The 14,762-nt window shown below is 62.2% G+C and carries 8 protein-coding genes; 6 read left to right on the top strand and 2 right to left on the bottom strand.

Annotation, left to right across the window (positions count from 1 at the left end; translation table 11 throughout):
* The 5 genes from U9R81_RS05720 to U9R81_RS05700 form a co-directional block, all read left to right on the top strand.
* Positions 1-3,147: proprotein convertase P-domain-containing protein (locus U9R81_RS05720; RefSeq protein WP_322494553.1), on the top strand; the 3,147-nt coding region annotated here is incomplete at its 5' end.
* A 94-nt stretch (positions 3,148-3,241) separates the two neighbouring features.
* Positions 3,242-3,742: a MarR family transcriptional regulator gene (locus U9R81_RS05715; RefSeq protein WP_322494552.1), complete on the top strand. Its 501-nt coding sequence runs from the start codon at positions 3,242-3,244 to the stop codon at positions 3,740-3,742.
* A 48-nt stretch (positions 3,743-3,790) separates the two neighbouring features.
* Positions 3,791-5,596: an ABC transporter ATP-binding protein gene (locus U9R81_RS05710; RefSeq protein ID WP_322494551.1), complete on the top strand. Its 1,806-nt coding sequence runs from the start codon at positions 3,791-3,793 to the stop codon at positions 5,594-5,596.
* Between the two features lie 45 nt (positions 5,597-5,641).
* Positions 5,642-8,119, top strand: a complete 2,478-nt coding sequence (gene lon, locus U9R81_RS05705) for an endopeptidase La (RefSeq protein WP_322494550.1) — start codon at positions 5,642-5,644, stop codon at positions 8,117-8,119.
* A gap of 20 nt (positions 8,120-8,139) precedes the next feature.
* Entirely contained in the window at positions 8,140-8,970 is an 831-nt protein-coding gene (locus U9R81_RS05700; RefSeq protein ID WP_322494549.1) for a carbohydrate kinase family protein, read from the top strand.
* Positions 8,971-10,096: 1,126 nt separating this feature from the next.
* Here the strand turns inward: U9R81_RS05700 and U9R81_RS05695 are convergent.
* Together U9R81_RS05695 and U9R81_RS05690 are read right to left on the bottom strand one after the other, a co-directional pair.
* On the bottom strand, positions 10,097-11,392 hold the full coding sequence (locus U9R81_RS05695; protein WP_322494548.1) for an NAD(P)H-dependent oxidoreductase: 1,296 nt from the start codon (positions 11,390-11,392) through the stop codon (positions 10,097-10,099).
* 162 nt (positions 11,393-11,554) lie between these two features.
* Positions 11,555-12,313, bottom strand: a complete 759-nt coding sequence (locus tag U9R81_RS05690; RefSeq protein ID WP_322494547.1) for a TetR/AcrR family transcriptional regulator — start codon at positions 12,311-12,313, stop codon at positions 11,555-11,557.
* A 220-nt stretch (positions 12,314-12,533) separates the two neighbouring features.
* Here U9R81_RS05690 and U9R81_RS05685 point away from each other — a divergent pair, with 220 nt between their 5' ends.
* Entirely contained in the window at positions 12,534-14,591 is a 2,058-nt protein-coding gene (locus U9R81_RS05685) for an alpha-amylase family glycosyl hydrolase (protein WP_322494546.1), read from the top strand.
* Positions 14,592-14,762: the final 171 nt, after the last annotated feature.

Here is a 14,762-nt window from a genome sequence, read left to right as displayed (position 1 = left end):
GTGGCCGTCATCGGCGCCGGCGGCGCGCCGGCCCGTGGCGCGCTCTTCTTCCGCCAACCCGCCGGCAGCACGGCGCTGGCCGATCCCATCCTTGCCAGTGATCGTCCCGTGCGCGCAGACGCAAGCGGCAATGCCAACTTGACCGGCTACGTCAATAACGGCGATGCGGTGGCCGTCTTGCAACCGGTGGGTGAATTGCGCACCTTTGCCAGCAGCTATGCCCCCATCCCGATTGCCACAGACCGGCCTGATCGGATTACCGCCACCCTCACCATTACCCAAACTGGGATTATCCAGTTTATTGATACCATTGCCATCACCGGCACCCATACCTACGTGAGCGATCTCACCATGACGTTAATCAGTCCGGCGGGCACTGCCGTGCGGCTAGTTGATCGAGCATGCGGTGATGCCGATGGGTTTGCGCTGCGCGTCACCGATACCGCACCGGGAGTAAGTTGCCCGCCAACCGGCGGTGCAGTCTTTCGCGCCGTTGATCCGCTTGACCAACTACGCGGCGAACCGATTGCCGGGGTGTGGCAACTGGTGATCGAAGACAATTTTGCCTTTGACGGCGGTTCATTAACGGCGTGGAGCATCAGCGCCTTAGTGAATGAGATCCCGCTCTACTACACTAACTTCGCTCCCGGCGATCCGCCGGTATTTTCCGTCCTGAGCGATAGTGCGCCCAATGCCTTAAGCGTCAGCGCAGCCAATCCGCTTCTACTGTTCGATCTTGACGTGTCACTCGAATGGGATGCGCGCAACGATACCGGTTATCTCGCCCAACTGCGCACCGATCTGCGCCGCGCCTCTGAATTGCTCTACGATTGGACGAACGGGCAAGCGGCGTTAGGCCGGGTGCGCATCTTCCACACCCGCGAACGCTGGAATCTGGCCGATGTGCGCGTCTACGCCAGCAACCGGTTGCGGCCCAATTCCGATCGCGGCGGCGTGGTGCAGCAGACCACCATCACCACCAACGGCAATGGCGATGAGGTGGTCTTCTATCCGGGCCGGGTGCGGATCGGCGCGACGTGGAACCAGTACGGCGCTAGCTGGGGCGCAATCGGTGAGGATTGGCCGCGGGCGCTCGCCCATGAGCTTGGCCACTATCTATTCTTCCTGTCAGACAACTACATCGGGTTTGCGACGGTGGGCGGGCGCAAGGTGCTGGTTGGCGTCGAGGGTTGTCTCGGTGCGATGAACAATCCCTACCGCGAAGAAGAGTCGGAATTTCACCCCTTCAACCTCAATTGGGAACGGTTCTGCGCCAATACCCTCTCGCAACTCGAAACCGGGCAGGCCGATTGGGATACCATTGTTACATTTTACCCGGCGTTGGCCGCCCACCGCCCAGCAACCCTCAATGAGATCACTGGTCCCAATACGTTGCCGGCCAATCTCACCGAAGTGATCGACATGCCGCTGGCTGAACCGGCCCGCACTGTGCGCCAGAGCACCTTCAGCCTGTTGCTGGCCTTTGGCGGCGATGAGATCAGGCTGCAACCAGATCGCAGCGCGCGCGGATTTCTCTTTGCCGATGATGAACGCAATGGCGTCACTGACCGCCTGATCGATCTGGGTGCGCCAGTGCGCGATCAGCTCGAAGCGCGCGGCGCGCGACCCGGCGATCGGCTCTGCCTGTTCGAGCCGGCGGTGCGTCGCTTGGGGTGCGTCGAAACGATTGTCAACGGCCAGACCACCCTCACGGTCGCAGAACGGCCTGATTGGCAGCCCGATATCCGGATCGAGCCGATCGATGGCCAGCGTATTCGGGTTACAGTACGAGCGGATGGGATCAGCGTGCCATTGCGTGCTCGCCTCTTCCCGCTCGACGGCCAGCCTTCGGCGAGCGTCACTTTGCCGTTCAGCGGCAGGGTTGCGCAAGCTGACATCACGGCGCCAGCGCCCTTCGAGCAGGCCCTCCTCCACCTGTGGGTTGATGAGCCAGCGCCGCGCCGCGAAACGGTAACTGATGTGAGCCTGTACTACTACCCGGCAGATACCCCGCGCATCGCCGGCGGTGAATCGCCTGTACTCAGCCAACGCCGGCTATGCAACCCGCGCTTGCAAACCTGTCCCAACGATGCGCCGGCTTCGCTCGACGGGCAAGCACTGGTCTACGATCTCGAAGGGGTGTTTGGGCCGGGAGATGTGCTCTCATTTCAGGCGGCCACCCGCGCACCCGCGCCGCCACCACCGTGGACGGAGCAGGTCGGTTCGGGCTATTGGCTCAGCGGGGCAAGCGCTACCAACCTGAATGGTTTCTCGATCAATCTGAGTTATGACGAAGCCAGTCTGCCTCCCGGCACTGCCGGCGGATTGAGTATCTTTACCTACAACCCGGCTGATCAAGCATGGCGCGAACTAGCTGTTTACCGGCGCGATCGCGAGCGGCGCGAACTGGCTGGCGATTCGGCGGGAGCGGGCTTTTACACGCTGCTCACCACCCTGCGCCCGGCGCTGGGTTGGAACCTGCTCGCCTACCCGTGGGCCGGCGAAACGGCACCGGCTGCCTTCAGCCGGCTCAATGCCGATGCCCGTCACTACCGGATCGTCTACGGCTACGACGAGACAAATAACCGCTGGCAACGCTACGATCCGACCGTGCCCCCCGCCTTTGACCCGCTGGTCAACACGCTCACCAGTCTTGCCTTCGGGCGCGGCTATTGGGTTTTTGTCACCGATGCCGGCTCCGCTGGCGCCGCGTCACTCGCTGGCGCCGCACTGCAATCGGCGCTGCCGCAGCCGCCCACGACCTATTACGGCTATATTGCGCCGCTCGATACCATCACCTTCAGCCCCGGCCAGACCGTCGAGGCGCTGATCAACGGTACCGTGTGCGGCAGCGCGCAGGTGCAACTGATTGGCGGCAGGCCGGCTTACATCATCGATGTGGCCGCCGCTCAGCCGGGCAGCGCAGGCTGCGGCATAGCCGGCAGAAAGGTCACCTTCCGCGTCAACGGTCGCGATGTGCGCGGCTCGGCGATCTGGGGCACTCCCGGTGCGCACCGGCTCGATCTCAACCCCACGATCTGGCTGCCGCTCTTGCAGCGCGCGCCGGTGTGCTTGGTGGCGTGTGAGGCTAGCGCGCCGGAGCGGAAATTCTCAGGGCATAGTGCTCTCTGGCGTGCGGCAGTTTGACTGCCGCACGCTATATTTCTCCTTTACAACGTTGCTTGCTTCTGGTATACTCAACATTGTTGAATATCTATACGCGCTAGTATTAGGGCAACGCATGGCCGAATCGGAACTGCCCAACCTGACCACCGAGCACTCGACGCTCGACGCCATCGAGCAGATGATCCTGCGCATCAGTTGGCTGGCGCAGCGCCAGTTTGTGCAGTTGCTCGACGACGACCGGTTCAATCTCACGTTGACCCAGTTCTACACGCTGCTCCATCTGGCCCAAACTAACGGCGAATGCAAGATGTCGGATCTGGCCGAAGCGACGCAGCAGTCAGCGGCGGCGCTCACCGGTGTGATTGATCGTCTGCTCGATAAGCAACTGGTCGAACGCACCCGTCACGAGCGCGATCGCCGGCAGGTGATGGTGCAGATTACAGCGCGCGGCATTGCTATGATTGCCGCCATCAAGCAAGCCCGCCGCGAGCAGATCCACGCGGCGCTTGGCCATTTGCCTTCGGCGGATGCGGAACGATTGCTGGAATTGTTGGAAGGGGTGCTGGCCGGTATGGTGCGGTCCCTCGAACGGAGTGAGACGGGAAGGCTGGCTTGACGTAACGAACCGCGGCAACGTCTGCGTTCGTTCGAGGAGTGATACTTGATGCGACTACGGCTGCAATTGACGCGCCCGCCTGTGCTGCCGGAAGGCGCGAGTTGGCAACGTCTACTTGGTTATCTCCGCCCGTACCGGGGGTGGATGGTGGTTGCGCTGGTTGCAATGGTCATTGGCGCCGGCTTGGGCTTGGTGATGCCGTTGGTCATCGGCCAGATCGTCAATCTGATCACCGGCGATCAGGCGCTGCCGATTGCGCAGATTGCCTTGCTGCTGGGCTTGGTGGCGATTGGGCAGGCGGTAGCCGGTCTGATCCAGACCTATAGCCTGACGTTTGTGGGTGAGCGGGTAGTGACCGATCTGCGGCTAGCGGCCTATCAGCAGCTTCAGCGGCTGGATCTGGCCTTTTTCGAGCAGCGCCGCACTGGTGAGATTACGTCACGGATTACGAACGACGTGACGTTGATTCAAACGACGGTAACAACCAATCTGGCCACGCTGCTGCAAGGCATGATCCAGTTGGTTGGCGCGGTCGTCTTGATGATCGTGGTTTCGTGGCAGCTCAGCGGGTTAGCGCTGGTGCTGGTGCCCACGCTGGTGGCGATTGCGGTTGTCTTTGGGCGCTGGCTGCGCCGGATCTCAACCACGGTGCAAGATCGGCTGGCCGACGCGACCAGCGTGCTCGAAGAGACGGTGGCCGGGGTGCGGGTGGTGCGTTCGTTCGGGCGCGAGCCGTATGAAATCGAACGGTTTCGTACTGCGATCGAGGCCACCTTTGCTGCAGCGATGAAGCGGGCGCGGGTGCGCGCGCTCTTCCAGCCGGCGATGTCGTTGGCGGTGTGGGCCGTGTTAATCGGCATGCTGGTGATTGGCGGCTATCTGGTGAGCGCGGGATTGTTGACGCCGGGTGATCTGGTGGCGTTTCTCTTCTACGCCGGCATGGTCGCCGGATCGATGGGCTCGTTTGCCGGCCTTTTCGGCCAAGTGCAAGAGGCGCTCGGCGCGGTGACTCGGGTGTTCGAGCTGCTCGACCAGCAGCCGGCGGTGGCCGATGCGCCTGATGCCATCCCGCTGCCGCCAGTGCAGGGCCGGGTCGAGTTTCACGAGGTGTCGTTCTCCTATCAGTGGGCCGAGAATGGTCAAGCCGCGCCGGTCGTGCTCCGTAACTTCTCGTTGGCGATCGAGCCGGGTGAGATGGTGGCGCTGGTCGGGCCGAGCGGCGCTGGCAAGAGCACCATCGTGAGCCTCATCCCGCGCTTTTACGACGTGCAGGCTGGCAGCGTCCTCATTGATGGCTATGACGTGCGCCGGGTGCAGATGCGGTCGCTGCGTGAACAGATCGGGATCGTGCCGCAAGAGACGCTGCTGTTTAGCGGCAGCATCCGCGACAACATTCGCTATGGCCGGCTCGATGCCAGCGATGCCGATGTGGAAGCAGCGGCTCGCATGGCGAACGCGCACGAGTTCATTTGCCAGTTGCCGGAAGGCTACGATACGCCAGTTGGCGAGCGCGGCGTGCGTCTGAGCGGCGGCCAACGGCAGCGGATCGCGATCGCGCGCGCTATTTTGAAGGATCCGCGCATCTTGATCCTTGACGAAGCGACCAGTTCGCTCGACAGCGAAAGCGAGCGGCTCGTGCAAGAGGCGTTGGAACGGTTAATGGCCGGTCGTACCAGCATTGTGATTGCCCACCGGCTGAGCACTGTGCAGCGGGCTGACCGGATTGTCGTCGTGGTGGCGGGTGAAGTGGTCGAAGCGGGCGCCCACCGCCAATTGTTGGCCCGCGGCGGGATGTATGCCCGGCTGTACGAACTGCAATTTCAAGCGCCAATGCTGCCCATTGCCGCCGATTAAACCGCAGGAGCAACGTTCACTCTGAACGTAGGAGATACCGAACCTATGAATGAGCTAATGTCACTGTTTGACGATGTGCCTGAAGAGCAAGCAGAGCAATTTGAAGCGCCTGAGCGCCGCTTGCCGATGGTGGTGCTCGGCGAGATGGTGATTATGCCGCACATGACCATCCCGTTGCAGGTGCCGCAGGGGAAGTCCTACCGCGCTATGGAACGGGCTTGGGATGAAGATCGCGATGTGTTGTTGATTTTTGTGCGTGAGCATCAGCTCGAAGGCTATAAGAGCAACCAACCGCAGAATTTGCCGCCAATCGGCGTGATTGCCCAACTGCAAGAGTTCGCTAAGCTGAATGACGGCACGGCGCGCGTCATCCTAGAGGGCCAGAGCCGGGCGCAGATTATCGAAGCGGTGCAGATTACCCCCTTCTACCGGGTGCGCTGCCGGCCAGTGACCGATCCGGTCGTCACCGGTCTCGAAGTCGAAGCGCTGATGGAGACGGTCAAGCAGCAGGTTGACGAGTTTGTCGAGCATCTCGGCGAGGTGCCGCAAGAGGCGGTGCAATTCGTCCATCGCATTGACCGTCCGGGCCATTTGGCCGACATCGTGACGTGGGGGCCGGCGTTCGACTTCAAAGATCGTCTAGAAATCCTCAACACGCTCGATCCGGTCGAGCGCTTGCGCAAGGCGTATCTGGTCTTGGCGCGCCAACTTGAGCTGCTCAAGCTGCGGGTGAAGATCCAGCAAGATACCAAAGAGGTGCTCGACCAGAGCCAGCGCGAATACTTCCTGCGCGAGCAGTTGCGGGTCATTCGCCGTGAGCTCGGTGAAGACGAAGAAGGCGATGATCCGATCGACGATCTGCGCCGGAAGATTCACGAATTGAATGCGCCGGAGTACGTTAAGAATCAGGCGTTGCACGAGCTCAAGCGGTTGGCCCAGCAGGGTATGAACAACCCTGAGGCGGGGGTGATCCGCACCTACCTCGACTGGATCCTCTCGTTGCCGTGGGCCGACGAAGAGCTGCCTGAAATTAGCATCACCGAGGCGCAGAAGGTGCTCGATGCCGACCATTACGGTCTCGAGAAGGTCAAGGAGCGGATCCTCGAATATCTGGCCGTGCGCAAGCTGGCCGGCGACAAGCTGCGCTCACCGATCCTCTGTTTCGTTGGCCCTCCCGGTGTAGGCAAGACAAGTCTCGGTCGTAGCATTGCCCGCGCGTTAGGCCGCAAGTTTGTCCGCACCAGCCTTGGCGGTGTGCGCGATGAAGCCGAGATTCGCGGCCATCGCCGCACCTATATCGGCGCGCTGCCCGGACGGATTATTCAGGCGATGAAGAACGTCAAGTCGAAGAGTCCGGTCTACATCCTCGACGAGGTAGACAAGATCGGGATCGACTTCCGCGGCGACCCGACCTCGGCCCTGCTCGAGGTGCTCGATCCTGAGCAGAACAATGCGTTCAGCGATCACTACCTTGAGATCCCCTTCGATCTCAGCAAGGTGATCTTCATCGCTACCGCCAACCAGCTCGAACCGATCCCGCTGCCGCTGCGCGATCGCATGGAGATCATCGAGATCAGCGGCTACACCGAGGATGAGAAATTGGAAATTGCGCGCGGCTTCCTCATTCCCAAGCAGCGCGAATTCCACGGTTTGCAAACGGAGCAGATCGAGTTTACCGAGGGTGCGATCTTGAAGCTGATTCGCGAATACACCCGCGAAGCCGGCGTGCGCAGCCTCGAGCGCGAGATCGCTAGCCTCTGCCGCAAGGTGGCGCGGCAGGTGGCCGAGCAGACCGAAGCGAACGGCGAGGCGCCGCCGAAGGTGGTGATCGACGAAGCAGCGGTGGTCAAGTACCTCGGCCCTGAGCGCTTCACCTTCGGGATGGTCGAAGAGCAGGATGAAGTCGGTGTGGCGACCGGTGTGGCCTGGACGAGCGCCGGCGGCGATATTCTCAGCATCGAGGTGTTGCCGTTTAAGGGCAAGGGCCAGTTGCAACTAACCGGCCAGCTCGGCGAGGTGATGAAAGAGAGCGCGCAAGCGGCGGTCAGCTATGTGCGGTCGCGCGCCGCCGATTTTGGCATCGATCCCAATACCTTCGAGGAGACGAATATTCACATTCACATCCCTGAAGGGGCGGTGCCGAAGGATGGCCCTTCGGCGGGTATTACGCTGACGACGGCGTTGGTGAGCGCGCTCACCGGTACGCCAGTGCGGCGCGACGTGGCGATGACCGGCGAGGTGACGCTGCGCGGCAAGGTGTTGCCCATCGGTGGCTTGAAAGAGAAGACGCTAGCCGCGCACCGGGCCGGCATCCGCACCTTCATCTTGCCGAAAGAGAATGCTAAAGACATCAGCGAGCTGCCGGAGAAGGTGCGGCGTGAGCTGAACCTTATCCCGGTCTCGTCAATGGATGAAGTGCTGCGGATCGCGCTCAGCCGGATGCCAACGCCGGCTGGCAATCAGAACGGATCGCACGCGAACAACAACCGCGGCCAGCCCTCACCGGCGCCGGCGGGTGCGTGATAACGGCGGAGGGGCGGCGTTTGCGTCGTCCCTCCGTTATTCCCGATCCTATGTCCCCCATTCTCTGCTACGGTTCGATCTGCGCCGATCTGCGCATCTGGATGCCGCGCTGGCCCACGCCGGGCAGCGGTGTGCATGCCTTGCGCAGCGCTTGGTCAGCGGGCGGCAATGCGCTCAACGAGGCGCGTGCGTTAGCGCGATGGGGCGTGCCGCTGCATCTCTATGGCGACCGGCTGGGGTACGACCCGGCGGGTGAGGTAGTGGCGGCGGAGTTGCATGCGCTCAAACTAGCAGCGCATGTCGAACGTGATATGCGCACCGTTACCCCCATTTGCCACATCCACATCACACCTGATGGCGAACGCACGATCATTGCCCTCCGGGAGGGAACTACCGCCGCGCCGCCGCCGCCGGCAGCAATAGCCGCGGCCCAAATCGTCAGTGTGAGCCGTTACGGTCTGCATACCGCAGAAGTTGCGCAAGCCGCGCGCCAGCTTGATCGGCTTGTTGTCGTTGGCGATGCGTTTGATCCAGCCGAGCCACTCACGCAGGCTGCCGATGTGATTGTCACCTCGGCGGCGTTGCTCGGCTCCAACCTGCCAGAACGGGCCGCGGCGCTACATCGGGTGCGTGGCGCACCGGTCTTTGTAACGGCTGGTTCGCAGCCGGCGCGCGTGTTGGTGGCCGGCCAATGGCACGCGATAACGCCGCCAGCCCAGATCGTCGCCGACACCACCGGCGCTGGCGACATCTTCCGCGCCGGCGTGGTCTATGGTCTCTGGCAAGGTTGGGATTGGCCGGCGATACTGGCATTTGCTGCGCATGCGGCTGCTGAGCAGATTGCAGTGTAAGCAGGTGTATGGCGTAGAGTCTCCCCGATAGCGGAACGAACCAGTTCAGGCATAGCTGGGCAGGAAACCCGGCCCTTCAGGGCCGGGCTAGGGTTACGAAGCCCGCTGCGCGGGCTGATGCCCTCACCCCCCAACCCCCTCTCCCACCTTTCGGCGAGAGAGGGGGAGCGACCGGGTAAGCGGGAGAGGCACTGCTCACGCGGAACAGAGCAGCGCCCCTCTCCCGCGCGAGGGGGAGAGGGGCAGGGGGTGAGGGGACACCATCTCCCACTTTCCGATTATCATTGCGAGGGAGGGCGGCGCCCAACCACGCTGGGAGCCGCCCGACCGCAGCAATCTTCCACTTTCCGATTGTCATTGCGAGGGAGGGGCAGCACTCAGCACGGCTGGGTGCTGCCCGACCGCAGCAATCTCCCGCTGTAGCGGAACCAACCAGCTTAGGCATAGCTCTCGCGCTCGCAGGGGATTGCTTTGCTGCCGAAGGCGGCTCGCAATGACGTGTGGGGAACGGCGGCGCGCCCACCTGTCATTGCGAGGGCGCGCAGCGCCCGAAGCAATCTCTCGGTGAGGCGGATGCGCTGCCTTGCTGGGAACGACACGCTAGCCCTAGTGTGGCGGAACCCAAGGCCAGCAGCGGTTGTTCCCGTGTTCGCGGGGGATTGCTTCGCCTCCCGGCGGGCCGAGCGCTGCTCGGCCTCGACCGCTCGGCTCGCAATGACAAAGGAGGAGGGGCGCTTCCCCAAAAACCCTTTGCATCCGCTGCGTCCTTCGTGCCTTTGCGTTCAGCGTCTCTGCGTCTTGGCGCGCTGTGCGGCTTTGGCATAGCCCTCACCCCCCAACCCCCTCTCCCCCCTGACGGTGGGCGAGGGGGAACCGCTAGCTTGGCGGCACCGACATAGCTCTAGCGAAATGGGGCAGGGGGTGAGGGCTTCCCCTCCCCCAGCGGGGGAGGAGCAAGGGGTGGGGGCAAAACACCCCTTCACCCCCCAACCCCCTCTCCCCCTGACGGTGAGCGAGGGGGAGCCGCTAGCTTGGCGGCACCGACATAGCTCTGGCAAAATGGGGCAGGGGGTGAGGGCTTCCCCTCCCCCAGCGGGGGAGGAGCAAGGGGTGGGGTACTATCCCCTCACTTCGCGCGGTACGGTTGCCGGTATAGCTCGCTGTGAACGCCCCACCGCATAGCTTGCAGATGCCAGCCGGCACTGCCTACCAGCCGGTAGAGCCACGCCGGGACGAAATTCCGGTTCAGCCGGTCTTGAGCGGCAGTGGGGATGGGTTGTCCCTGCGCCAACGCTTCAGCCGCCAGCGCCAGCGCTGCACGGATTGGCATCGCTCTCCCATCCATACCAGCTAACGGATCGCCATGCACCAGCTCACCGCCGCCGAGCGCCAACCCGCCTTGCCAAGCGAAGCCGGCGGTTTGGGCAAACTCGGCGCAGATCGCTAGCGCATTTGCGAGCTGGTGCGCTTCGGGGAAGCCACAATTGCCGATCACGGCAAAGCGCTGGGGACGGGCTGGACGAGGACGAGCAGCGAGCAGTTCGAGGAACCGGATCACCGGCGCGGGAAGTGTATCGATGTAGAGCGGGAAGGCCAGCACAATCAGATTGGTGTTGTCGAGTTGGTCGAACAGCGCTTGCAGCTTGGCCGGCTGGCCGAGCGTGGTGTAGAGAAATGCAGTATTGGTGGCGACGCCGCGCGTGGCGAGTTGTTGCATCAGATACTCACCCAGCGAATGAGACGTGCTGTTGCGCATGCGGGGACTACCTACCAATAGCAAGACATTGCGTGGCGGGCTGTCGAAGGCAACGCTGACTGGCAGCGCTGGCAAGTCCGGCGCACTCATCGTCTCGATGCGGGCGATGGTTGCGAGGGCAGCGGCCATCTGCGCGGTGAGTTCGGCTTCTGCCGGATCGCCGGTGACAATCGCGCAGTGGGTTGCGGGTGCGTAAAAGTTGAGACTATTGCGCCAGACAAGATGGCGAAAGATCGCTTCGCGGCGCGAGTTTGTCTCGGCTTGCCAGCCAATCGCCAGTAAGCTGGGGTAACGCTCATAGCGCCGCTCGTGGTGGGTTTCATGGTTGAGGGTGACGAAAAAGGGGGCGATATTCTGAATCTGATGATCTACCGCTTGCTTGAGCAGCGAACTATACCCGCCGAAGGTAATCGGTGTTAAATACACCACCAGATCAGCCGCCATCATAGCTGCCGCAATCGCGCGATTGTCATCGGCCACGATACACTGGCCGGGGTTGCGCACCCAACAGAAGAAATCGCCAGCGCAGTTGCCAATCTTATGCTCGCGGAGGGTAATGATGCGGGTATCATGGTGGTGGGCCGCAAGCTGATCAAGGATCGCCTGCCTCACCCGTTCCCCGCGGTGGTCACCGGCAGCGGAACCGTCTAAGATTACCGTATTCATCACGATTCTCCTCCCCAATCACTTGAGGGGCGGACAGAACATTCGACAGCGCACAACGATTGATCACTGTGTGATGCCTCAACGCTTAGCTCGACGCTCCCCTCTTCCGCGTCAGTGGGCAAGGGGCTGGGGGTGAGGGGACACGGGTGCATCTTCAAGCCTTTAACCACATCTGCGCTCATGGGTTCTGTCTGCCCTTAAACCCCAATCTCCTATTGTATCGCCCTCCGCTGAAGCGGCCACAAATTGGTGCTGAATGCGATCAAGTTCGTACCGGTACAATGCCACGCCATCGGCGCCAAACGGCGGGATCTGATGGCCGATTTCAAGCGAGACGAAGCCGTGAACGCGGGCCCAAATCACAATCGCAAGCGCGAAACTCTGCGGATCGCAGTGGCCGCCGTAACGCTGCCACTGCGCGAACATCGGTTGATAAGCCGGATGAATCGCAGGGAGCCGCGGCGCGCGTAACCGGCCCGCCAGCCGCAATGCCTCGATCACGCTCACCAGCGCGCTCAACGCGCGCGCCGCCGCCGGCAGCACCTGCTCGACCGGCGCGACATAACCGGGAATCGGCGTGCCAAAGATGAGTTGGTACCGTTCCGGGTAAGTGATCGCCCACTGCCGGTAGGCGATGCCAGTGGCATGCAATCGGCCAACGAGGTCATCAGCCGGAACTGCGTCGCGCGCGGCTAATTGGGCATCGCCAAACGAGGTGTACGCATCGATGATCAGTGCCGTCACCAGCGCATCGCGGTCAGGATAGTAGTTATAGATCGCTGGGGCGGTAATACCGATGGCGCGGGCAATTGCGCGCAGACTCAGCGCCGGAGCGCCGTATTCGGCGATTTGCTGCCACGCAGTTTGTTTAATAACTGCCGGCAGATTAGGCATCTGTTGGGTTTTGGGTGGGCGCGGCATTGCAGTACTCGTAAAAATAAACGTTGTTTACTTACGGTGTAAGTGTACCATTGCGTCCAACGAAAGCAAAGGGAAGATTTGATAACCAACGTCGTGCGCAGAGCGAGGCTGCAGCAGAGTAGTCTCGACGCTTCGTGTTATAATCTCTCCACTATGCGTGCGTGAGCGTCGCACACATATCGCCAACTCAGAACCCTCTGCCGGCGACACCGGTTGCTGCATGAGTTACGAACTCTCTGAACAGTCCGATCACATCATTCTCCGCACCAACAACTACACGCTTGGCTGGTCAACCGACAGCGGCGCATTGATCCATCTCCAACGCCATGACAGTTTGAATGTTCTGGGGCATGGCCCGGCGATCGCCGGAGTTGATGTCGCGTTGGACGGGCCGGTGAATTGGATCACCAGCCGCACTTTTGCCCGCTATCTGTGGCATCGGCTGAGCGCCAACGATGATCAGCTTGTGATGACGATCATCGTTGGGCTCGGCCCGCTCAAAATCTTTGACCATTACCAGATCGGATGCGATGCTATCAAGCGTTGGATCGAGATCGAGAATGTCAGTAGCGATGATTTGCGGCTTTACGGTGTGCGGTTGGTAGTACCGCATGCCCGGGTAGGCGAATCGAACCATTGCCTCTTCGAGGCGCCGGGCAACAGTGTGCGGCCCCGCGCGCCGCTGGCGATTGCGGCGACGCAAGATCGCACTATTCTCCCGCGCCGCTTTTTTGCGCCGGGTTTGCGGGGCGGCAGCGCCTTCGAGCCAGCGCCAACGCAGGGAGCGGGGGTGATGGCGTTGTGGAACGACGAACTATCGCTGACCCTGCTGTGCTGGTATGCCGGTGATGATGAAGCGGCGCTGCCCTACGTGCAAGGCGGTCACGAAGCGGTGTCGTTAGCCTATGAGGTTGCGGTCGCGAGCTGGCTGCGTTCTGATCAGCGGTTAACGGTCGGGCCGCAACACATCGCGTTGATCGCCCAACCGTGGCCAGCGGCGTTAGCCGTTTACCGTGCGCTGACCCCATTGCCACAGCAGCCGGCAGCATGGCTGCGCGATGCTGTGCTGTATATCGCCGATCTGCGCCAATACAGCGGCGCAGATGGCTTATGTGCGCACCTGCCGGAATTGGTAGCGCTAGGGGTTGATACGCTCTGCCTGTTGCCGTGGCATGCAGTTGGCGAGCGACCGCACTTGATCAGTGATCTCGAACGGATCGATCCGGCCTGTGGTGATGAGCAGGCCATTCGCCGCCTGATCGAAACTGCCCATCAGTATGGGATGCGGGTGTTGCTCGATGTGGCGATGCAAGGCTGCGCCCCCGACTCGCGCTACCTCAACGAACACCCCGAATGGTTTGTGCGCGACGACGCTGGCGCGTTCGCAATCGGCATTCCACCTGATGCTCCGGCAGCGGCGCGCCATCCCGGCGTAGCGTTGCCGGCTGGCGGCTCCCATTTCGACTGGACGCGCAGCGATTGGCGGTTGTACTGGCAGCAATGGGTGATTGCGCAGGTCGATCACTTTGCGCTTGACGGGTTGCGGTTGGTGGCGCCATACCCGGCTGCCCCGGCGTGGATCCGCCGGCCACCGTTGCGGGCCAGTGCCGGCGCCGCATTGATGACCCAAGCCGTGAGCGAAATCACTGCCGCGCGCCCACATCTGACCGTTCTCTGCACCCTGTCCGGGCCGCGCTCGGCCCAATGTGCCAGCGGCTGGTTCGATTATCCCAGCCATCACATGCTGATTCACCTCGCCATGCGCCGGATCACTCCGGTTGAATGGTGTGCCTATCAAGCTGATTACGCTGAACTCTACCCTCCCGCCTACCGCATCGGCTTTCTCGAAATGCACGATACCGCCGACTGTAACCCGCTGGCCGACGGCTTACGCGGCTCGCGGCTGGCGCAGGCGTTATGGGCCGTGATGCTGTTCAGCGGCTTGACGCCGGCAATTTGGAATGGGCAAGAGATTGCCGATCATCATCTCTTGCCGCGCCTGCTCAACCTCTGGCGGCGCGAACCGGCGCTGCGCCATGGCGTGATCGATTGGCAACCGTTCAGCGCACTCCCCGGCGATGTACTCGCCATCCGCCGCACCCTCGGCGAGCGCAGTCTGGTTGGCGTGGTCAATCTCGGTGCGCTGCCGAGCCGCTTCATTGCCACCCAACGTCTCGGCGAGGATATCCTCGGTCTCTTCCCGCTCGTTCGCGAGCGGCGCGGGTTGGGGGAAGAAGTGCGGTTAGTGGCGTTTGGGGTGTATTGTTTTGCGGGGTGAGGGCAATCACAAAGGCGGTCAACGCTAAGACGCTAAGGGTGCAAAGGCGCAGAGGATGCAAACGCAAAGGCGCAAAGGATGCGAAGGGCGCAGAGGGTTTTGTGGAGAATAGCCACTCCCCGTTTGTCATTGCGAGCCGAGCGGTCGGGGCCGAGCGTTGCGCGGCTCGAC

The sequence above is a fragment of the Chloroflexus sp. genome, assembly GCF_034435895.1.
Taxonomy (GTDB): Bacteria; Chloroflexota; Chloroflexia; order Chloroflexales; family Chloroflexaceae; genus Chloroflexus.
Note: the sequence above shows the minus strand (reverse complement) of the source record. Positions and strands in the feature narration are given on the sequence as shown.

What these genes read in the sequence shown, in the direction of transcription:
- U9R81_RS05715 (WP_322494552.1), top strand. Translation starts at nt 3,242, where the DNA reads ATGGCCGAATCGGAACTGCCCAACCTGACCACCGAGCACTCGACGCTC.
- U9R81_RS05710 (WP_322494551.1), top strand. Translation starts at nt 3,791, where the DNA reads ATGCGACTACGGCTGCAATTGACGCGCCCGCCTGTGCTGCCGGAAGGC.
- lon (WP_322494550.1), top strand. Translation starts at nt 5,642, where the DNA reads ATGAATGAGCTAATGTCACTGTTTGACGATGTGCCTGAAGAGCAAGCA.
- U9R81_RS05695 (WP_322494548.1), bottom strand. Translation starts at nt 11,392, where the DNA reads ATGAATACGGTAATCTTAGACGGTTCCGCTGCCGGTGACCACCGCGGG.
- U9R81_RS05690 (WP_322494547.1), bottom strand. Translation starts at nt 12,313, where the DNA reads ATGCCGCGCCCACCCAAAACCCAACAGATGCCTAATCTGCCGGCAGTT.
- U9R81_RS05685 (WP_322494546.1), top strand. Translation starts at nt 12,534, where the DNA reads ATGAGTTACGAACTCTCTGAACAGTCCGATCACATCATTCTCCGCACC.